At 35.9% G+C, this 21521-nt stretch carries 17 protein-coding genes; 16 read left to right on the top strand and 1 reads right to left on the bottom strand.

Going from position 1 to position 21521, the window contains the following annotated elements:
* Positions 1-36 precede the first annotated feature (36 nt).
* Positions 37-858 carry an AraC family transcriptional regulator gene (locus AAG186_RS07240; RefSeq protein ID WP_342621516.1) on the bottom strand — a complete coding sequence of 274 codons (822 nt, stop codon included), beginning with the start codon at positions 856-858 and terminating at the stop codon, positions 37-39.
* 130 nt (positions 859-988) lie between these two features.
* On the opposite strand from AAG186_RS07240, the gene AAG186_RS07235 reads away from it, so the two are divergent.
* The 16 genes from AAG186_RS07235 to AAG186_RS07160 all read left to right on the top strand — a co-directional run bounded on the left by AAG186_RS07235 (position 989) and on the right by AAG186_RS07160 (position 21510).
* Positions 989-2062, top strand: a complete 1074-nt coding sequence (locus AAG186_RS07235; RefSeq protein WP_342621515.1) for an aminoglycoside phosphotransferase family protein — start codon at positions 989-991, stop codon at positions 2060-2062.
* Positions 2063-2189: 127 nt separating this feature from the next.
* Positions 2190-3506 carry a carbohydrate ABC transporter substrate-binding protein gene (locus AAG186_RS07230; protein WP_342621514.1) on the top strand — a complete coding sequence of 439 codons (1317 nt, stop codon included), beginning with the start codon at positions 2190-2192 and terminating at the stop codon, positions 3504-3506.
* A gap of 86 nt (positions 3507-3592) precedes the next feature.
* Entirely contained in the window at positions 3593-4489 is an 897-nt protein-coding gene (locus tag AAG186_RS07225) for a sugar ABC transporter permease (RefSeq protein ID WP_342621512.1), read from the top strand.
* Positions 4490-4497: 8 nt separating this feature from the next.
* Positions 4498-5379 carry a carbohydrate ABC transporter permease gene (locus tag AAG186_RS07220; RefSeq protein ID WP_342621511.1) on the top strand — a complete coding sequence of 294 codons (882 nt, stop codon included), beginning with the start codon at positions 4498-4500 and terminating at the stop codon, positions 5377-5379.
* Between the two features lie 9 nt (positions 5380-5388).
* Entirely contained in the window at positions 5389-7575 is a 2187-nt protein-coding gene (gnpA, locus tag AAG186_RS07215) for a 1,3-beta-galactosyl-N-acetylhexosamine phosphorylase (protein WP_342621510.1), read from the top strand.
* Positions 7547-7714 carry a hypothetical protein gene (locus AAG186_RS07210; protein WP_161637348.1) on the top strand — a complete coding sequence of 56 codons (168 nt, stop codon included), beginning with the start codon at positions 7547-7549 and terminating at the stop codon, positions 7712-7714. The genes gnpA and AAG186_RS07210 overlap by 29 nt, the downstream gene beginning before the upstream one ends.
* A gap of 69 nt (positions 7715-7783) precedes the next feature.
* Complete coding sequence (locus AAG186_RS07205) at positions 7784-8872, top strand: aminoglycoside phosphotransferase family protein (protein WP_342621509.1); 1089 nt, start codon at positions 7784-7786, stop codon at positions 8870-8872.
* An 80-nt stretch (positions 8873-8952) separates the two neighbouring features.
* Positions 8953-9432, top strand: coding sequence for a GNAT family N-acetyltransferase (locus AAG186_RS07200; RefSeq protein WP_161637346.1), 480 nt, complete (start codon positions 8953-8955; stop codon positions 9430-9432).
* A gap of 170 nt (positions 9433-9602) precedes the next feature.
* Positions 9603-10972 (top strand): IS3 family transposase gene (locus tag AAG186_RS07195; protein WP_342621508.1). Its coding sequence is split into 2 segments (ribosomal slippage): positions 9603-10067 and positions 10070-10972, totalling 1368 coding nucleotides; the frame shifts between segments, so codons are not numbered across the junction.
* 86 nt (positions 10973-11058) lie between these two features.
* Positions 11059-11232 carry a hypothetical protein gene (locus AAG186_RS07190; protein WP_342621507.1) on the top strand — a complete coding sequence of 58 codons (174 nt, stop codon included), beginning with the start codon at positions 11059-11061 and terminating at the stop codon, positions 11230-11232.
* Positions 11208-11423, top strand: a complete 216-nt coding sequence (locus AAG186_RS07185) for an ArsR family transcriptional regulator (protein ID WP_125164248.1) — start codon at positions 11208-11210, stop codon at positions 11421-11423. Before AAG186_RS07190 ends, AAG186_RS07185 begins: the two co-directional genes overlap by 25 nt.
* Entirely contained in the window at positions 11345-12283 is a 939-nt protein-coding gene (locus tag AAG186_RS07180) for an IS3 family transposase (RefSeq protein ID WP_342622103.1), read from the top strand. Before AAG186_RS07185 ends, AAG186_RS07180 begins: the two co-directional genes overlap by 79 nt.
* 20 nt (positions 12284-12303) lie before the next feature.
* Positions 12304-12921 carry a MucBP domain-containing protein gene (locus AAG186_RS07175; RefSeq protein ID WP_342621506.1) on the top strand — a complete coding sequence of 206 codons (618 nt, stop codon included), beginning with the start codon at positions 12304-12306 and terminating at the stop codon, positions 12919-12921.
* Positions 12922-13231: 310 nt separating this feature from the next.
* Positions 13232-17620 carry a DUF1542 domain-containing protein gene (locus AAG186_RS07170; protein ID WP_342621505.1) on the top strand — a complete coding sequence of 1463 codons (4389 nt, stop codon included), beginning with the start codon at positions 13232-13234 and terminating at the stop codon, positions 17618-17620.
* A gap of 335 nt (positions 17621-17955) precedes the next feature.
* Positions 17956-20538, top strand: coding sequence for a calcium-translocating P-type ATPase, PMCA-type (locus tag AAG186_RS07165; protein ID WP_161637448.1), 2583 nt, complete (start codon positions 17956-17958; stop codon positions 20536-20538).
* A gap of 123 nt (positions 20539-20661) precedes the next feature.
* Positions 20662-21510, top strand: coding sequence for a PRD domain-containing protein (locus AAG186_RS07160; protein ID WP_161637447.1), 849 nt, complete (start codon positions 20662-20664; stop codon positions 21508-21510).
* The last annotated feature ends 11 nt before the right edge of the window (positions 21511-21521 follow it).

Raw genomic sequence — 21521 nt, 5'->3', positions numbered from 1 at the left:
TATTATTAGAAAACCACGAATTAGTATTGGTAAAAGTTATTTGTGTTTGTTACGGAATGAACTTGGAGACATAGATTCCACATTTTTAAAAAATTGTGAAAAATAAGAAGGGGATCTAAAACCTACAATATCTGATATTTGTGTAATAGATAAATCGGTGTTAATTAATAGCTTTTTGTCCTCAATCATACGTTTTCGTAAGAGGTAATCGATTGGAGAGAGTCCGGTTTGTTCTTTGAAGATATGCGATAGATAATATTTATTTAAAAATGTTAGTGATGCAAGATGATCAAGCGTAATGTTTTCGCGATAGTGAAGATTTAGGTAATGTTCTAAGAATATACAATCTTTATTCTCACCGCCGCTCGATGTTTCAACATCTAAAAGTGATGTAGTTCGACGCATTGTATTTAAAACTAATACACGAAGTAGGTTATCCACAATAAGCTCAGACATTTCATCATGCGACTTTCCGGCCTCCAAAATAGCCTTAATATAGAATAAGATTTCGTGCTTATAATCTTCATAATTATGAATCGAAACCCCAGGGTGTTCATTTTGTTCCGTTGAAAATTCGACGCCGTCAATACCTAAAACAATATACTCCAGCCCGCCTTCCGCATCACTACATTCTGTATGCAAGACATTTGGATTAATGATGATTAGGTCATCGGCCTGTATGGGAAGTTTAAGATTATCTGCGAAGCGAAAGTATCCGCTTCCCCTTACAACATACATTAATTCCGCAAAAGGATGAGAATGAAGTGTTGAATGCCAATCTGAATCAAAGCGCGAACTATCAATGTAAAGCAATTTAAGTCGATTAAGACGTTTGGTGAGATCATGTTTGGTTTCCATAAGTACCCCCTATAGTAATTAAAGTATATTATTATTTTGTTGTTTAAACAAGATATCATAAGAAACTAACAATATCTCAATTGCTTTAATTCCTTATGTATTGTCATAATAGTGACATAGGAGGTATGTTATGAAAATACTGAATCAATTTCGACTGGATGGGATTATTGTCAGCTGTGACCCCTATGGAAATGGGCATATAAATGACACCTATCGGGTTGAGACACTAAGTGATGTGTATATCCTGCAAAGAATTAATACACATGTATTCGAGAAACCGGAGTTATTGATGGAGAATATAGGTAGGGTGACACGATTTATTCAAGATAAAATAAATAAACAAGGAGGGGATCCCTCAAGAGAATCGCTTACGTTAATACCTACATTAGACCAAGGTGATTATGCAGTGGATGAAGGTGGTAACTACTGGCGTATGTACCGTTTTATACAAAATACTATTTCGTATGATCTTGTTTTAGAAGCGAAAGATTTTTATGAAAGTGGTCGTGCATTTGGAAATTTTCAGTATATGTTGTCAGACTTTCCGGTGTCATCTTTGCACAGTACAATCGAAAATTTCCATCATACACCTAAACGATTCGATCAGTTTAAAAAAGCAGTAAGCAACGATGTGATGAATCGTAGCCATGCGTGTGAAGCCGAGATTCAGTTTATCTTAGAACGAGGATCGTTTATGAATACACTATGGGATTTATATGATAAGGGCGCATTGAAACTAAAAGTTACCCATAATGACACAAAGCTGAATAATGTTTTATTAGATGCGAAAAGCGGTGAGGGTGTTTGTGTTATTGATTTGGATACCGTGATGCCAGGATTTGCCTTAGATGACTTTGGGGATTCGATTCGATTTGGGGCCTCCACAGCACTTGAAGATGAACAAGATCTCACCAAGGTTCACTTTGATTTAAATCTTTACCGTGCTTATGTAGAGGGTTTTGTTGAAGGAGCTAACGGAAGTCTAACGAATTTAGAAATAGAACTGTTTCCGGTAGGGGCTAAAATGATGACCTTAGAATGTGGTATGCGTTTTCTAACAGATTATCTTGAAGGTGACGTTTACTTCAAAACGACATATTCCACTCATAACTTAGTAAGAGCGCGCACACAACTCAAATTGGTAAGTGATATGGAAGATTCATGGACGGATATGCAAGCCATCGCGAGTGCATATTGCTTATAATATAAATAAAACTATGAAAAATCATTAAAATTTTTAAAACAGCAAGATAACATAAGTTAAGAACAATATCATGAAAGATTAAACGCTTACATTACTCTATAATGAAAGTATCAGGGAGGAACTTTAAATGAAAAAAATGTTAGTAATTTGCCTTACTGCATTACTTATCCTAACCGGATGTGGAGAAAAAAAAGATAGCACGTCTAATGAGGGTAAAGTTTTAAAAGTAGCGGGATTAAACAGTGGATATGGTACTGAAGGTTTTAAGAAAGTTGTGGAAGCATTTGAAGAAGCAAAGGGTGATGGTACTAAAGTTGAATTAGTACTTGAGAAAAACATCGCAGAAGTGCTCCGACCACAAATTCAATCAGGAGATGTTCCCGATGTGATTTACCTTGCGATTGGTTCAGAAGGTAAACTTACAGATACAATGATCTCGGAAAAGAAAATTATGGATATTTCCGATATTATGGATATGAATGTGTTTGGAGAATCTGTAAAACTAAAGGACAAAATTAATGTGGGTGTTCAAAACACGATGCGTACAAGTCCATATGGAGATGGAAAGACCTATCTAGCACCTGTATTTTATGCACCAACAGGACTCTTCTATAACCAAACCTTATTTACAGAAAAAGGATGGACCGTTCCAGAAACATGGGAAGAAATGTTTGCTTTAGGTGAACTTGCGAAAGCAGAAGACATCGCATTATTTACCTATCCAACAACAGGATATTTTGATGCATTTTTCTCATCACTCTTAAATAATATGGTAGGTCCTGAAAAATTTGAAAAACTAATGAATTATGATCTTGAAACATGGAAAGATCCACAGGTAAAAGAAACATTTGATTTAGTTGGTAAGCTTTTAACTTATACTCATCCAGATACTGTTGCTCAAGCGAATGGTGAAGGATTTACGAAGAACCAACAATTAATCTTAGATAATAAAGCACTCTTTATTCCAAACGGTACCTGGTTAGCAGGAGAAATGGAAAAAGCACCTCGCTCTGAAGGATTTAAGTGGGGCTTAACAACAGCGCCAGTTCGTACTAAGGGTGATGCTACTTATGCAACGACCTTTGCGGAAGAAATGTATATTCCGGAAGGTGCGAAGAATGTGGACTTAGCAAAAGAATTCTTAACCTTTGTTTATTCCGATAAAGCCGTTGAACTCTTTGCGAATAACGGAAATGCAATTCAACCGGTTAAAGGTTCATCGGACTTGATTACTGATGAACAAACAAAAGATTTCTATGCCATTTATGGTCGCGGTGTTATTGCTTCTAGCGTTGGTTTTGCAGCGAAAGATCCGGTAGAAGGTGTTGATTTAACATCTGGAGATGGAATCTTATATGGAACTGTAAATGATGTTGTCTCGGGTCAGAAAACTGCAGAACAATGGTATCAAGACGTTCTTGATGCAGTTTCAAAATATCAATAATTCACGAAAAGTAATTTGATGTTTAAGGAGCGATGACACACGTGTTATCGCTCTTCTATTAAGAAGCCTTGAAATGGAGTGGGAATATGAATAAGAAAAAGGCAAAAAGACGGTTCGTAATTGGTTGCTTAACCCCGGCACTTATATTAATAGGGATATTTATGGTTTATCCAACGATCAATATCTTTATGATGTCGCTTTTTAAATGGGGTGGGTTATCCAGTACTAAAACCTTTGTAGGATTAAATAACTTTAAGATATTATTCCAAGATCTAAAATTTATTCAAGCAGTTCAAAATTCCATCTTACTCATTGTCATTGTGACAATTGTGACATTTGGATTTGCAGTTGTGTTTGCGAACATTCTTGTGCGTGAAAATGTAAAGGGAAAAGGATTCTTTAGAGTTATCTTCTATATTCCTAACATTCTATCCGTAGCAATTATTTCCGCAATCTTCGCACAAATCTATGCTGTCGATCAGGGTGGTTTGTTGAATAGTGTTATTCGAATATTTAAACCGGAAACATGGAAAAACATCCAATTTCTGGGTGATCCAAATATTGTCTTATATGCTGTAGCAGGGGCAATGATATGGCAAGCGATTGGATATTACATGGTAATGTATATGGCAAGTATTAGCAGTATTCCAGAGCATTTGTATGAGTCAGCTAAAATTGAAGGGGCATCCCGAACTCGTCAATTCTTTCAAATCACACTACCATTAATCTGGTCGAATCTCCGAACCACCCTAACGTTCTTTATCATTAGTACCATTAACATGAGTTTCTTATTTGTTAAGGTGCTTACGAGTGGAGGACCCGGTGGATCAAGTGAAGTATTTCTAAGTTATTTATACAAACAAGCATACGATAATGCTTCGTATGGATATGGAATGGCGATTGGGGTCATGATTTTCTTATTTTCCTTTGCACTATCTGCAATTGTAAATAAGATTACAGAACGTGATCCAATCCAGATGTAGGAGGGTTTATGAAAAAACATAAGAGTATGAGTGCTGAGAAAGCATATAAGTTATTTATTTATGTTGTCCTAATCGCACTAACCATCTCCATAATTGTACCGATTGGCTGGGTGTTTCTTGCATCACTTAAAGAGCCAGGAGAGTTCTTTATGAATCCATGGAAATTTCCACAGAATCCAAACTTCAATAATTTTGTGGTTGCATTCAAAGAAGCTAAGATGGGAGACTACTTTCTTAATTCTGTTTATGTAACAGTGTTAGGCATCGTTCTTCTTTTGATTACGGCACTACCTGCAGCCTATGTCTTAGCGCGATTTGATTTTAAATTGAAGAAACAAATTAATGGATTGTTTATGGCCGGACTATTTATTAACGTAAACTACATTGTAATTCCAATATTCTTAATGCTATTAAAATGGAATGAGGGAAGTAAATCACTTTTAAATATGAGTTTGTTTATCAATAATCGTTTTATGTTGGCCGTTGTTTATGCAGCAACTGCACTTCCTTTTACAGTTTACCTTCTATCCGGATATTTTAAGACATTACCAAAGGCATTTGAAGAAGCTGCATCAATTGATGGTTGTACCTACTTTCAGACGATGACAAAAATTATGATTCCCATGGCGAAGCCAAGTATTGTGACAGTAATTCTTTTTAATTTTTTATCGTTTTGGAATGAGTATATTATTGCATTAACTTTAATGCCTGGTGCTCAAAAAACATTACCTGTTGGATTAATAAACTTACAACAGGCAGCAAGAGGGGCTGCAAACCCTGGACCGCTTTATGCGGGGTTGGTTATTGTTATGTTGCCAACTCTGATTTTATATATATTTGTACAGAGTAAACTCACTCAAGGGATGACCTTGGGTGGCGTTAAAGATTAGGAGATTCATATGAAAAAGAATATTGGTCGTGTAACATTACCGAGTGAAAATAATTTCCTTGAAGAAACCAAGGATTTAATGAAACGTTGGGGTGCCGATGCATTACGTGATAGCGATGGAACAAAATTAGATGAGGATTTAAAAAGCCTTGATGCGAAAATCTATACAACGTATTTTGTAGCCCGAGGTCAAAATGAATTTGCACTACAACATATAACGGAGGCTCAACAGATTTTCTTGATGAGTGATTACCATCTTGCTATCAAAACAGAACTTGAGATCCCCTTTATGAAAGGATATCTGCGGGAACAACTTTCACCCGATTATAATCATGATCCTAAATCGTGGTGGCAGGTTATTGATCGAACACGTAATGAAGTGGTCGATGTTGAGCGATGGGAAGTGGATTCAAAACGCGATGTTGTCGTGATAAAAAATGCAGAACCATTCCATGAGTATACCGTCAATTTCCTTTCCTATATGATTTGGGATCCAACACAAATGTATAACTACATTACAAATGATTGGAAAGATCGAGAAAAAGAAATTCCTTTTGATGTGCGCCAACCGCATTCTCAAAAATTTATGATGGACACGCTTAAAGATTTTCTCGAAACCAACCCAAAAACAGATGTGATTCGTTTTACGACGTTTTACTATCACTTTACCTTGTGTTTTAATGATCAACGAAAAGAAAAATTTGTGGACTGGTTTGGATATGGGTCGAGTGTTTCTCCCCGTGCTTTAGAGGCGTTTGAAAGAGCGAAAGGTTACCGTCTCACCGCTGAAGACTTTATCCAAAATGGATATTATAATTCGACATTCTGCATGCCAACTCAAGCATATAAAGACTATATCGATTTCCAACAACAATTTGTCGCTCAGCAAGCGAAAGCAATGGTTGATTTGGTGCATTCGTATGGTAAAGAAGCCATGATGTTTTTAGGTGATAACTGGATTGGGGTTGAGCCGTATGGACCATATTTCCATACAATAGGACTGGATGCTGTAGTGGGAAGTGTCGGCGGCGGGATGACGCTTCGACTTATTTCCGATATTCCTCATGTAAAGTATACAGAAGGACGTTTTTTACCGTATTTCTTTCCTGATACATTCTTTAAGGGCAATGATGATGCAATATTAAAAGAAGCAAATGACAATTGGATATCAGCGCGTCGTGCATTAATGCGAAGTCCGCTTAATCGTATCGGTTACGGAGGATATCCAAGCCTAGCTTATAAATTTCCTAAGTTTGTCGATTATATTGCTAGAACTGCTGATGAATTTAGAGGAATCATTGATAAAATAGAAGATGTAAAACCGATAACTAAAGCAACTGTAGGGATTATGAGTGCTTGGGGATCACTACGTAGTTGGCAAAATTTCATGGTTGCACATGCTCTACACTACAAACAGATATATTCTTACATTGGAATTTTAGAGTCACTTAGTGGCATGGATGTTGATGTCCGTTTTCTAAGTTTTGATGAAATTAAGTCGGGAATTCCCAGTGATATCGATGTCCTGATTAATGCAGGGGATGCGAGAACTTCATTTTCAGGCGATGTTGTTTGGAACGATCCAGCATTTGTATCGATGATTCGAAAATGGGTTTACGAAGGACATGGTTTTATCGGTGTTGGGGAACCGAGTGCTTTTGAAAAAGGAGGACATTTCTTCCAACTTCATGACGTTCTGGGTGTAGACAAGGAACTCGGATTTACCTTGTCCACAGATAAGTATTTTAAAGAGGTGCTTTCAGATCATTTTATTACTCATGATCTTGAGAATGACTTTAATTACGGTGAAGCTATAAACAATGTGTATGCTCGAACTGCGGCTACTGAAATAATTAAGATGGATAATGAAAATGTAACAATCGCAGCTAAATCATTTGGTAGAGGTCGTGGTGTGTATCTTTCGGGACTTCCATATAGTTTTGAAAACACACGTATTCTATATCGTTCAATTTTTTATGCAATGAATCAAGAGGATCAAATGAAGCATTTCTTTGCATCCAATATTCATTGTGAAGTGAATGTTTATCAGAAGACCGTGGCCTTATTGAATAATACACATGAAATACAAAAAACGATCTTCTATGATGGTTTGGGTAAAGGGCAAGAGATAACCCTTGAGCCATCAGAAATTAAGTGGGGTGAACGCAATGAAGAAACTGTTGAATGGCATTGCTAATATAGCTGTGTTTATCTTGGGTATTTGGATGGTAATTCATTTCCAGAAGGACATTTCGATGCAGTCTCTATTTATGATGATTGTCGGTTTAGGAATGTTGCTGTTGCTACTCTATCGTTATAATAAACGTTTTCTTTAATGAACTAAAATAACACCTAAATGCTAGGTGTTATTTTGGTCTTGCACATAATTGTAGAAGGATGAAAATATGAAATCAATAAAAGAAGTAGTACAAGAATTTTGTTTTGATGGGGATGTAGTGGAAATTGTTCCCTTTGGTAATGGTCATATAAACGATACCTATCGTGTTATGTGTTCAAGAGGAAGTTATGTTCTTCAAAAAATTAATCATCAGATTTTTTTAGATCCGCAAGGGCTTATCGAGAATATCGAAAAAGTAACAAGACACATTCGCCAGAAAGTCATAAAACGTGGTGGTGATCCAAGGCGTGAAGTTTTAAATCTCATTCCAACGCACCATCAAGAATATATCTGCCAAACAAAATCGGGAGATTTTTGGCGTGCCTATGAATTAATTGAGAATTCAAAGTCCCTAGATCTTGTAGAAAATAAGGAAGATTTTTATCAGAGTGGTCTTGCCTTTGGTGCATTCCAAAAAGATTTAGAAGACTTCCCAGTTGATACTCTAAATCTCACGATTGAAGATTTCCACCATACACCGAAGCGGTATGATCAGTTTCACAAATCCCTTAAACTCAATAAATCAGGCCGAAAACACTTCGCATTACCTGAAATTGAATTTGCACTTAAACATCAAGAATTCGCAGATACATTGTGGGATTATCATCAACAGGGTCTATTACCCCTAAAAGTAACACATAATGATACCAAGTTGAATAATGTTCTCTTAGATGCCGATTCTAATGACGTGCTCTGTGTTGTGGATTTGGATACAGTCATGCCGGGTTTTTCCTTAGATGATTTTGGAGATTCGATTCGATTTGGTGCAAGCACGGCATTAGAAGATGAAAAAGACTTATCCAAAGTTCACTTAAGCATCCCGTATTATGAAGCATATGTGGATGGGTTTATTGAAGGTGCGGGCGGTAGCTTATCAGATTTGGAAATCAAACTCTTTCCAGAAGGCGCAAAAATGATGACACTTGAATGCGGGTTGCGCTTTCTTAAAGACTACATCGATGGCGACGTTTATTTCAAGACCAGCTATCCTCACCACAATTTAGTAAGAGCACGAACACAGTTTAAATTAGTTCAAGAAATGGATGATTCTTGGGAAATATTAAAAAAAATAAGTGCTACACGTCTCAAAGTATAATTATGAAACTTCAAATTGAAAACTATGAATTTTAGGTGATATCGGTTACAATGTTTACTATATAAAAAGAAGGTGACATAATGATACGATTGGCTACGCCCGATGATTTAGAAGCAATTCGCTTGATTGCCTCCATAACATGGAAAGAAGCGTATAAGGATTTAATCCCATTGGATATTATTAATCGTTTTATTGAAGATGCGTATGCGCCCACAGTCCTTGAGCGTCGCATTGAAACGACAAAGCTTGTGGTGGCAGTTCAAGATGATTATATTGTAGGATTTGGGAATTATGAGATTCGTGACAATGATTTATATATTGTTGCATTGTACGTACTCCCAACACACCAACGTGCCGGTGTGGGTTCAGAACTTCTTGCATATATTGAAGCAAGTGTTCCTGATACAATTGACCAAGCATATGTTGATGTGGAGAATGGCAATGTGAGTGCCGAATCATTTTATAAGAAATATGGATTTGTCCAAAAAATTTGTATTCCAGATACGTTGTATGGTTACCCACTCAAAACCCTACGTATGGTTTATGAAGTAAAACGCTAATGATTGAGCGTTTTTAAAAATACACAACACTGCGATCAAAGCAGAGCAAGGGTGTCATGAATGAAATTAAGAAAGATTGCTGTTTAGGTGGAGTAGTAAACTAAAAGTAGACAAGAAAAAATGAACCGAACCCCAAATCTTGAACAAAGATGAGGAGGTTCGGTTTTTATATGTCAAAGTTAACAAGAGAAGAGAAAATAGAAATATATACGTTAAGAAAGAACGGAAAAACAATTCCATCACTTTCAAAATCCTATGGTATTAGAGCGAGTGTTATCAATCACCTAGTGCGTCTTATTGATACTCATGGTATTGAGATTTTAAGAAAGGATAGAAACCGTTATTATTCTCCTGAATTCAAACTCGAGGTAATCAACCGTGTCTTGATCCACCACGAATCGATGTCGGCAACTGCTGTAGAAATTGGGCTGAGTTCTGTAGGAATACTTTATAATTGGATACAAGCCTATAAGAAAAACGGTTATAATGTCATTGAGAAGAAACGAGGAAGACCTTCCATGACAAAACAGAAAACAAACGATAAAGATAATTTAACTACTGAAGAAGAGATCAAAGAACTCAAGAAAAAACTTCAATACGTTGAAGCAGAGAATGAATATCTAAAAAAATTGAATGCCGTAGTGAAACAAAGGGTGGAGCGAGAAAAGAAGACAAAGTAAAGGCAGTCTCCTCACTACGACAGAAGTATCCCTTACAGCTCTTACTTGAAATCGCTGGTTTATCGCGATCAACTTACTATTTTTATGTTTCAAAAGTTGATACAGATTTTAAGAATGATGAATTAATGAATTTAATTATTGAAATCTACTACGAAAATAGAGAACTATATGGGTATAGAAGAATAGCCTTGGAGCTTAAGAATCGTGGTCATGTAGTGAATCAAAAGAAAGTGCTGCGCTTAATGGGGAAACTAGGAATACACTCGTTGATACGCAAGAAACGGAAATATTCATCGTATAAGGGAACGGTAGGTTCTGTAGCAGAAAACCATATAAAGCGGGACTTCGAATCGCTCATCCCTAATGAAAAGTGGTTCACTGACGTGACTGAATTTAGAGTCGGTGACAAGAAGTTATATCTTTCTCCAATTCTAGATGCATGTGGACGATACATTATTTCGTACAATGTTTCTACAAGTCCTAATTTAGATCAAATCAAAGACATGCTTGAAAAAGCATTTCGACAAAACACATTCGTTAAAGATCTGATATTTCATTCTGACCAAGGGTGGCAATATCAACATGCATTTTTTGTAGAAACTCTCAAAGAAAAAGACATAATTCAAAGTATGTCAAGAAAAGGGAATAGCATTGATAATGGGTTAATGGAAAGTTTCTTTGGCATAATGAAATCAGAAATGTATTACGGTTTAGAAAAGACGTACAAAAGCATTAAAGAATTAACAATAGCAATCGAAGAATATATCGACTATTATAATAACAAAAGAATTAAGAGCAAACTAAAAGGACTGACTCCTGCACAGTACAGAAATCAATCCTTTAGTTTAACTCTTAATTAAACCGTCCAAGATATTGGGGGCAGTTCAAAAAGACTTGTCTACTTTTTTTGTGTAATAATAAAATCAAAGATAAAACGGAGGTATTAATGATGGGAAGACCCAAAGGTGGATTAAATAATAAATGGACTTATGAGAATCGTATTAAAGTCGTTACACGTCATATTGATGAACATATAAGTGCTGCGAAACTATCACAAGTCCTAAAGGAACGATTAATGGTTGGATTGATCGATTCATGCGCGATGGTAAAGAGGGTTTAAAAAACAAGAAAAAGACAGGAAATCATTTTTCTGCGCTTCATACGAGTAAATCATTAACTGAGATCGAACGACTTCAACTCGAAATTCTAAAACGAGATATTGAGATTGCACGATTAAAAAAAGGGTACCAGGTGAAAGGAGTTGGTGTAAACAAGGAGTTCGTTACTTTAAAAGACAAGAATTCCAAATAGCACATGACTTATCTTTTAAACATCCGATTACGTTCATTCTTAGATTTATGAATTTGAACCGATCTGGTTATTACAAGTGGTTAAAGCATAAGAATGATCTCAATATTTATGAACAAAAAAGAGCGATTCTTAGCTTTGTGATTAAAGACTGGCATCGCCGTTTTCCAAGTTATGGTTATCATGATATCGCTGCAGTCATGAGAAAGCAAAGTGATTTAGGGATTGAATTTTCCGATAATTTAATCCACAAGTGTTGCAAGTTTTTAAATATTAAATCAAAAGTTAAACACTATTCCTATAAAAAACCTGGAACACAAAGTCGAATTTATCCTAATATTATAAAGAATCAATGGAAGGCAACCAAACCTTTAGAAATTATTGTTTCAGATATGACACATATTCGAAACAAAGGGATTAATTATGAATGGACTTTAATGGTTGATACTTTCAACAATGAAATTATAAGTTCTGCATTATCGCGTACAACTGGTGATCCTAAGCCTTACTACAAGTGTCTCGAGGATCTCCTTGCGCTACTTAAGGATAATAAAAAAACAGCTCCCACGATTCTTCACACAGATCAAGGAGCTGTCTACCACTCTAAAGCTTTCGCTAAAGCGCATGAAAATTATAACATAATTAGATCTATGTCGCGAGCTAGAACACCTACAGATAATCCAATTATCGAATCATTAAATGGATGGATTAAAGCAGAAATGGCGTGTGATTATCAATACTGGTCCGTCGATAACTTTGAAAATTTTATCGAAGAATATGTACATTATTTTAATTTTGAAAGACCTGCTTACTGTTTAAATTACAAAACCCCTATCCAATATAAAATGGATAAGGGTTTCTAGTCTTTTATTAATGTCTACTTTTGTTTGACAACTCCAGTCAATTACTAACCGTTAAAGTAATCGTTAAAGCAAATCTTCAATCGATTAACGGAATCGATGTTGCGAAAAATATTGGCGATGCGCTACCTGAAAAGGGTGAGTTCATGGCATCCGCAACAGATTGTGATGGAAATCCTATTGACGTAACCATCGATACATCGAAGGTGGATATGAACACGCCCGGTAAATATGAAGTTGTAATTACCTCTACAGATGGTCAAACACTCACGGTATTTGTAACCGTAACCGGTCTGGTTTTAGATGGAACTGTTACGATTATTTATATTGATTCGAATGGTAATGTTATTCATGAACAACGAATAATAACAGGTCAAGTAGGCGATGCTTATAGCACCGAAGCCCTTAACTTAAAAGGCTATACGCTAAAAGAAATAAGAGGAAATGCGACAGGACTGTTCACGGAAGAAAATCAAACCGTAACCTATGTCTATACAAAAGATGAGAATGGCAACCAACTTCCACAAACAGGAGTGAGCACGCCTCTGATCTCGTTTGTGAAGTATTTAGGCGCAGTCTTAATTGTAATGGGTGGAGGTCTTGTTTATAAAAACAGAAAAAAATCTAAAATAGAGCGCTAATCATTTCATAAATAAATAATTCAAAAAAGCAACCAGTGATGGTTGTTTTTTTTGTGTTAAAATTCGTGCTCTTGTTCGGTATCAAAAAAAGTGTTGTGAAAAGACAAGAAATGCGAAGTGTGAGGATAAGGCACGAAATAAACGTAAAAAGTTCAGTTTTTAATGATGAAAGATAAACATATTATGAAATCCAAAGCAAATTCTTAGAATTGAAAGATATTCTATGTTATCTTGATAGAGCGTGCTTACGGAATGGGGAGGGGAATTAAAAAACGCAACACTGTAGTATTGATAAGAAAAGGAGTATATTATGATGAAAAAAAATAAACTATTAAACAAGATCATGACATTTGCATTAACATTTGTCTTGCTCGTTACAAGTATTTCAATGAACCAAAATTATACAATATCTGCACAAGAGACAGAGGAATTGTTTCCATTCCGAGGCAATAAATTACAAAACCCCTATCTGAGATATGGTGCAAAAGATTCAACGATTCCAAACTGGAAACTTAGCTCCACAAATAATGTATTTGGAGGAGAATCTGCTGGAACGATCAGTTCGAAAGTAACAGATGGATATCGCGATATTGGAAGATATAACTATCTCGTTGGCCAAAAAAACAATACAGATGATAGTGTCTTTAAGTCAAAATCTATAAGAGTAGAAAACTCAAGTGTGGCCGAAAATGCAAGTTTCATGCTCGTTGGTCAAACAATTCAACTTCAAGCAGGCTATGAATATTACTTTAGAGCTGAGTTGAAGAGTGTTAATGGTACAAGCAACGGGATGTTAAATATTTATCCTGGAACTGCTACTTCAGGAAAAAACGGCCTTGCATCTGAAAGATTTAGCGCAACCAATAAATTAGAAATTGTTAGTTTGCCTTTTGTTGCTGATGGAAGTGGAGAAGTAACGGTTTCTTTACGTCATTTCGCTACAAACGATAAAAATACACACCTTGAAATTCATAGAATGGGATTCTTCCTCAAAGATGATTATTTAATTCAAGAAGATACGCATGCCCTTTTTAATGACAGTGAATTTAAAGAGTTGGTTGGTAATGATACTGCCGAAATCCAAAAAAATATTGACGCAATTCGTGCGAAAATCACAGCATCAGGAAACCCTTATGCAAGTGATGTTAAAGCATATGTTAATGATTTGCTCGATAAAGCTCAAGCTTTACTAGATCACGCAAAAGGAATCGAAAATGCTATCAAAGATACCTTTGACAATTTTGATGACCGTGTCTTAAAAGGTGATGTAACCCAAAGTACAATCGATGACTTAAAAAATAAGATTGAAGGCGTGACAAGTCCTGGACTAAATGAAAAACTCACTAATGATTTAAAAGAAGTTGAACGCGTTTATGAATTACAAGAATTAAAACCAGTTCTCAAAGAAGAACTTGAGAATCAGGCTAATGAAGCAATCAAAAAAATTGAAGACTTAAAAAATGTATCTGAGTCTGAGAAAAAAGAAAAAATTGATGCAATTCAAAAAGAATTAGAAGATGGTAAGAAGGGAATTGATAATGCAAAAACACGTGAAGATGCAACCAATTCTAAAGATACTGCTTCGGGAAACATCGATAAAATTGTTAATGATGTAACACTAGTTGATCGTAAAAATGATTCAAAATCTGAACTTGATAAAAAAGCTGAAGATGCGAAGAATGAAATCGATAAGTTACCAAACTTAACGGATGATGAAAAGCAAAAAGCTAAAGATGACATCGATCAAAAAACCAAAGACGGTAAAGATGCAATTGATCAAGGAACGACACCAAAAGATGTTGAAGATTCGAAAAATACAACAGATAACGGGGTGAAAGAAATTGTTGATCAAAATACATTGAAAGATGCAAAAAATAAAGCGAAAAAAGATTTAGAAGCGAAAGCTGATGAAACGAAAAAAGCGATTGATGCACTACCTGGAATTTCCCAAGAAGCAAAAGATAAAGCTAAAGGTGAAATCGATAATGCGTTAAATAAAGGACTTGAAGGGGTAGAATCGGGTACGTCTGTAGATGATATTAATCAAGTTGTTACGGATACTAAAACCGAAATGGATGCCATTAAAGATGCAATCATTAAAGAAAATAATGATAGTATTGATGCATTAATTAACGACAAGAAGTCAAGTCTTGATGCAGAAGCTAAAAAAGCTAAAGAAACGATTGATAAACTTGAAAACTTATCACAAACTGAAAAAGAAGAAGCAAAAAAATTGATTGATAAAACGGTCAATGACGCTTCAAAAGAACTGGATAAAGCAACGACACCATCAGATATCGACGCAATTTACAATCAAGGTAAAACAGATATTGGAAACGTTGTTGTTAAAGCAGAACTTGATGATGCCAAAACAAAAGCAATCGCAGATTTAAATGCTAAGGCGGAAGAAGTTCGTAAACAAATTGCTGATAAACCAGCGCTCTCTGATCAACAGCGTAAAGATGCCAATGATGAGATCGATCAGACACTTGCAGAAGCAATTAAACGTATTGAAGATACAACAGAGATTGCAGATATTCCTGAAAATTTAAAAACTGGAATGGATGCATTAGATGCAATTGAACAAAAATATGAAGCAAAAAACACAGAAAATTTAGATAAGAAAAAAGACGATACTAAATCTGAACTCGATAAAAAGGCAGAAGATGCAAAGAAAGAAATCGACAAGTTACCTAACTTAAACGATGACGAAAAGCAAAAAGCCAAAGATGATATCGACCAAAAAACCAAAGAGGGTAAAGATGCAATTGATCAGTTAAACGATCCAAAAGAAATTGAAAAAGTGATTGATACAACGGATAAAGGCATCAACGATATTGTTGAGGACAACAAACTTCTGGATACAAAAAATAAAGCCAAAGATGATTTGGATAAAAAAGTGGAAGATGCAAAGAAAGAAATCGACAAGTTACCAAACTTATCGGATGATGAAAAGCAAAAAGCTAAAGATGACATCGATCAAAAAACTAAAGATGGTAAAGATGCAATTGATCAAGGAACAACACCTAAAGATGTTGAAGATGCAAAAAATACAACAGATAATGCGGTAAACGAAATTGTTGATCAAAGCACATTACAAGATGCTAAAAATAAAGCGAAAAAAGAATTAGAAGCGAAAGCTGATGAGACGAAAAAAGCGATTGATGCATTACTTGGACTATCACAAGAGGTTAAAGACAAAGCTAAAGGCGAAGTCGATAATGCATTGAATAAAGGTCTTGAAAATGTAGAATCTGGTAAGACTATTGAGGATCTTAATAAAGTTGTTTCTGAAACTAAAACTGAGATGGATGCAATCAAGGATGCACTCGTAAAAGAAAACTTTGAGTCACTTGAGAAACTCAAGGATGATAAAAAAGCAAACTTAAATGCAGAAGCAGAAAAGGCTAAAGAAACGATTGATAAACTTGAAAACCTATCACAAGTTGAAAAAGATCAAGCGAAGAAAGTTATTGATAAAACAGTAAGTGACGCTTCGAAAAATATCGATAAAGCATCAACACCATCAGATATTAACTCAATTTACAACCAAGGAAAAACGGATATTGGAAACGTTGTTGTCAAAGCAGAACTTGATGATGCGAAAATAAAAGCAATCGCAGATTTAAACGCTAAGGCGGAAGAAGTTCGTAAACAAATTGCTGACAAACCAGCACTCTCTGATCAACAACGCAAGGATGCAAATGCCGAAATCAATAAGACACTTGCTGAAGCAATTAAGCGTATTGAAGACACAGCTGTGATTACCGATATTCCTGAAAATTTAAAAACAGGAATCAAAGAATTGGAAGCAATTGAAAAGAAATATGAAACTAAAAATACAGGCAATTTAGACAAGAAAAAAGAAGATTCTAAATCTGAACTTGATAAAAAGGCAGAAGATGCGAAGAAAGAAATCGATGAGCTACCAAACTTAACCGATGATGAAAAGCAAAAAGCCAAAGATGATATCGATCAAAAAAATCAAGACAGTAAAGATGCGATTGATCAATCAAACAATCCAAAAGAAATTGAAGATGTGATTGATACAACCGATAAGGGCATCAATGAAGTTATTGATGATAGTAAACTTCTCGATTCAAAGAATGAAGCGAAAAAAGATCTCGATAAAAAAGCTGAAGATGCGAAGAAAGAAATCGATAAGTTACCAAACTTAAGCGATGATGAAAAGCAAAAAGCTAAAGATGATATCGATCAAAAAACTGAAGAAGGTAAAGAGGCGATTGATCAAGGAACGACACCTAAAGATGTTGAAGAAGCAATAAATACAACAGATAACGCTGTGAAAGAAATTGTTGATCAAAGTACATTGCAAGATGCAAAAAATAAAGCGAAAAAAGATTTAGAAGCGAAAGCTGAGGAAACGAAAAAAGCGATTGATAGCCTTCCTGGAATTTCTCAAGAAGCAAAAGATAAAGCTAAAGCAGAAGTGGATAAAGTCTTAAAAGAAGGACTTGAATCAATCAATTCCGGTTCAAAACTTGACCATGTTAAGAAATCACTAAATCAATCAATGAATCAAATGGATAAAATTATTAAAAACTTAGCGAAACCACAATCCGTTCTTCCAGCCGCTGGGATTACGGCAAGCAGTATCCGTCTCTATGGATTACTCATAAGTCTTGTTGGTATGCTAATCTTTGTAATCCAAACAAAGAAAAATCGTTATAATCATTAAAATGTTTTATTATAAATAGCCCTTTATTAACCGAAACTCAAACCTCATTTGAGTTTCGGTTTTATTTATGAAATTCAAACTCTTTATCCATATCTTTCAACATTTAAAGTGTGTAAAATATCGTACAATATCACCCAAAACACTTTGACACCCATAGGTGCATTTGTTATTATTAATACATAAAGGGAGTAGAAGCCTATTCTTTAGGTCCACAGTTTCGTCAACACGACTTTAGAGTCCGGAACGTGTATAAATTCGAGACTTTATCCAAGTTTTTTAGGCACGGATAGGGTCTTTTTATTTTACTTACTATCCAATGTATAAGGAGGAAGCCTGTGAAAGATACAAAATGGTATGCAAAGTCACTGGAAGAAGTGGCAGCTAAGACGGATATCGTCAACGGATTAACGGATGCGCAAATTGAGGCATCACGTGAGAAATATGGCAAGAATAAATTGGCTGAAGCAAAGGGACGAAGTTTTATGATGCGTCTTTTGGATCAGTTTAAAGATGTAACAATTATTATTTTACTTGTTGCAGCTTTAATAAGTGGTATTGTAGGGGAACATGCTGATGCGATTTTAATTTTCGCAATCGTTGCATTGAACGCACTTATTGGAATGATTCAAGAAGATAAAGCTGAGAAGTCTCTTAAAGCACTTCAAGATATGTCTACTCCAACCGCAAAAGTAATACGAGGTGGAGAAGAACAAACTATTAATTCTAATGATGTAGTTGTTGGAGATTTGGTTGTAATGGATGCAGGGGATTTAGTGCCTGCCGATTTACGTATTGTTCAATCGAATTCTTTAACAGTACAAGAAGCATCATTAACGGGAGAATCTGTACCTGTTGAAAAACATGCAGATGTTGTCTGTGCTGAAGATGCGGTCTTGGGAGATCGTAAAAATATGGCATATTCATCTGGAATGGTGAGTTATGGTCGTGGGCAAGGTGTTGTCGTTGCTGTTGGTATGGATACCGAAGTAGGTAAGATTGCGACAATGCTAACTGAAACAAAATCAGATCCGACACCGCTTCAACAACAATTAAATCAACTGGGTAGAATCCTGGGTGTTGGAGCGATTATTGCATGTGGAATTATTCTCCTTGTTGGTGTATTGAATAATCATGATTTCTTACAAATGTTCTTAACAGCTGTTTCTCTAGCGGTTGCAGTTGTTCCTGAAAGTTTACCAGCTGTGGCTACAATTGTCTTAGCGCTTGGTGTTCAACGTTTAGTTGAACGTCATGCAATTGTTCGTAATTTACCATCCGTTGAAACGCTTGGGTCCGCAACGGTTATTTGTTCCGATAAAACGGGAACCTTAACACAGAACGTGATGACGGTAAAAGAGCATTGGACTGAGAGTGACGTAAATGAATTATCACGTGGTTTATTACTCTGTAATGATGCACGTAAGGTCGATGGAAATTGGCTTGGAGACCCAACTGAGACAGCATTATCTGCATGGGCAGAAGCGCTTGATCTTGATGCTGTTGGCTTGATTCAAAAGCATACACGATTAAATGAGGTTCCTTTTGATTCAGGACGTAAACGTATGAGTACGATCAATGATATTGATGGTGATGCTACGGTATTTGTAAAAGGTGGCGTTGATGAAGTTCTTGCCGTTGTAACGCAGTATCAAGATGAAAAAGGTATACGTGCTATTACGCAAGAAGATATTGAACGCATTCAAAAACATAATCAAGAAATGGGTGTTAAGGCACTTCGTGTTCTTGCACTTGCTAAGAAATCTGTTTCAAATACGGATTTGGAAGCAACAGAAATTGAAAGTGAACTTACTTTTGTTGGTTTGGTAGGGATGATTGATCCTCCACGTCCCGAAGTAACAGAAGCTATCAAAACAAGTAAAAAAGCAGGTATTCGTGTTGTAATGATTACCGGTGACCATGCTGTTACTGCATCCGCAATTGGTCGTGAAATTGGACTGCTTGAAGATGGACAACGTGTTATCTCTGGAAAAGAATTGGATGCAATGACAGATGATGAATTGTTTGAACAAGTTCAACATATTGGCGTGTATGCACGTGTTTCTCCAGAACATAAAATGCGTATCATTTCCGCTTGGAAACGTCATGGCGATATTGTGGCGATGACAGGCGATGGTGTTAACGATGCTCCTGCTTTAAAACGTGCTGATATTGGTGCTGCAATGGGTATTGTTGGTACAGAAGTTGCTAAAGGTGCAGCGGACATGGTTCTTACAGATGATAACTTCGCAACAGTGGTAACCGCTATTGGAGAAGGTCGTCGTATTAAAGATAATATTATGAAGGCAATCTCATACTTACTATCATGTAATGTTGGAGAATTGTTACTGTTATTAATTGCCGTACTTCTTGACTGGGATGCACCCCTTCTACCAATTCACTTATTATGGATTAACCTTGTAACCGATAGTCTTCCAGCATTAGCGCTTGGTGTTGATGGTGCAGAAGATGGTATTATGGAACGTCAACCGGATCGTACAGGCTCACTCATCAGTAAATCAATGCTTTGGCGAATTGGGTACCAAGGTGCTGTTGTAGGGGGCGTTGCACTCTTTGCTTACATGTACGGTGCAGGGCGTCTATGGGCAGTTGGAGATACTGAAACTGGAACGACAATGGCATTTATCGTATTAGCATTCTCACAATTAATCCATTCCTACAGCATTCATTCAAGTGAAAAATCAGTATTCACATCATTCTGGAAAAATAAATACCTTATCATGGCAACGCTCATTAATGGGCTCATGATTCTTGCGGTATTATTCATTCCGGTTCTCAATGATTTATTTAAACTTGGAACATTAGATGCTCATCATTGGATGATTGTTGTGATGTTGATGTTTGTACCAATGATTATTGTTGAAATTATGAAACTACTTAAACTTAACGGTAAACATTAATTAAATTGAATAACCAAAGAGAGGAATAACCTCTCTTTTTTTATCACGATAAGACGAGTTTCACCTTTAAATAGAAGGGTCTATGTTATAATAGGCCTATAAAAAAGGGGATGGGTTTTTGATATGCACATAACGAAAATCTTTAATAATAACTGTGTCGCTACATTTATCGATGGAGAAGATATGGTTGTTACGGGTTCAGGAATCGGTTTCCAACATAAAATAGGGGACGAAATTGATGCTTCGCGCATCGAAAAAATGTTTAAAGTGGTAAGTGATAGCCAAGACGACTTTGAACAACTACTTAATAAAATACCAGTGGATTATTTTGAAGCGACGCGGGCCATCGTAGAATATGCACATTCTGTTTTGGATATATCACTGAGTGATACGATCAACGTGGCACTTACAGATCATATCTATTATGCAGTACTCAGATCGAAAGAGGATGTGGAATTACCAGGACTGTTTACAGAAGAGATTAAAATGTATTATCCTGATGAATTTAAAGTAGGTACATGGGCTTTGAATTATATTAATAAACGGTTTGAGGTTTCTTTGCCTCAAGATGAAATTGGGTACCTTGTCATTCATATTGTGAATGCAAGTAATGGAAATATATCGCACCAAGCTCAAAATACTATGATGTTTTTAAAGGATGTTATGGCGATTGTTCAGAGTGAGTTGGGTATAAAGATGAATACCAGTCAACCTGCTTATACACGTCTTGCAACCCACCTAAAGTATCTTGCACAACGGATTATTGGAAATCCAAGTTCCAGTCATCCATTTGATGAAAGTATAGGTGAACTCAATTTATTTATTGCGGCGAAGCTAAAAAAGTATAACGATTGTGTCGCGAAGATTAATCAATACGTCAATACACGATTCGATTATGAACTCTCGATGGATGAGCGCATGTATCTTGCCATACATCTATACCAAATTATGAAGCATGAAAAAAACCGGTAGCGATACCGGTT

This window comes from Erysipelothrix sp. P66 (genome assembly GCF_038682365.1).
Taxonomy (GTDB): Bacteria; Bacillota_I; Bacilli_A; order Erysipelotrichales; family Erysipelotrichaceae; genus Erysipelothrix; species Erysipelothrix piscisicarius.
The sequence above is the reverse complement of the archived record's forward strand: the minus strand, read 5'-3'. Positions and strand labels throughout refer to the sequence as shown.

Bases quoted from the DNA above. Each gene is read 5' to 3' on its own strand.
- AAG186_RS07240 (WP_342621516.1), bottom strand. From the start codon at position 858: ATGGAAACCAAACATGATCTCACCAAACGTCTTAATCGACTTAAATTG.
- AAG186_RS07235 (WP_342621515.1), top strand. From the start codon at position 989: ATGAAAATACTGAATCAATTTCGACTGGATGGGATTATTGTCAGCTGT.
- AAG186_RS07230 (WP_342621514.1), top strand. From the start codon at position 2,190: ATGAAAAAAATGTTAGTAATTTGCCTTACTGCATTACTTATCCTAACC.
- AAG186_RS07225 (WP_342621512.1), top strand. From the start codon at position 3,593: ATGAATAAGAAAAAGGCAAAAAGACGGTTCGTAATTGGTTGCTTAACC.
- AAG186_RS07220 (WP_342621511.1), top strand. From the start codon at position 4,498: ATGAAAAAACATAAGAGTATGAGTGCTGAGAAAGCATATAAGTTATTT.
- gnpA (WP_342621510.1), top strand. From the start codon at position 5,389: ATGAAAAAGAATATTGGTCGTGTAACATTACCGAGTGAAAATAATTTC.
- AAG186_RS07210 (WP_161637348.1), top strand. From the start codon at position 7,547: ATGAAGAAACTGTTGAATGGCATTGCTAATATAGCTGTGTTTATCTTG.
- AAG186_RS07205 (WP_342621509.1), top strand. From the start codon at position 7,784: ATGAAATCAATAAAAGAAGTAGTACAAGAATTTTGTTTTGATGGGGAT.
- AAG186_RS07200 (WP_161637346.1), top strand. From the start codon at position 8,953: ATGATACGATTGGCTACGCCCGATGATTTAGAAGCAATTCGCTTGATT.
- AAG186_RS07190 (WP_342621507.1), top strand. From the start codon at position 11,059: ATGATGGGAAGACCCAAAGGTGGATTAAATAATAAATGGACTTATGAG.
- AAG186_RS07185 (WP_125164248.1), top strand. From the start codon at position 11,208: ATGCGCGATGGTAAAGAGGGTTTAAAAAACAAGAAAAAGACAGGAAAT.
- AAG186_RS07170 (WP_342621505.1), top strand. From the start codon at position 13,232: ATGATGAAAAAAAATAAACTATTAAACAAGATCATGACATTTGCATTA.
- AAG186_RS07160 (WP_161637447.1), top strand. From the start codon at position 20,662: ATGCACATAACGAAAATCTTTAATAATAACTGTGTCGCTACATTTATC.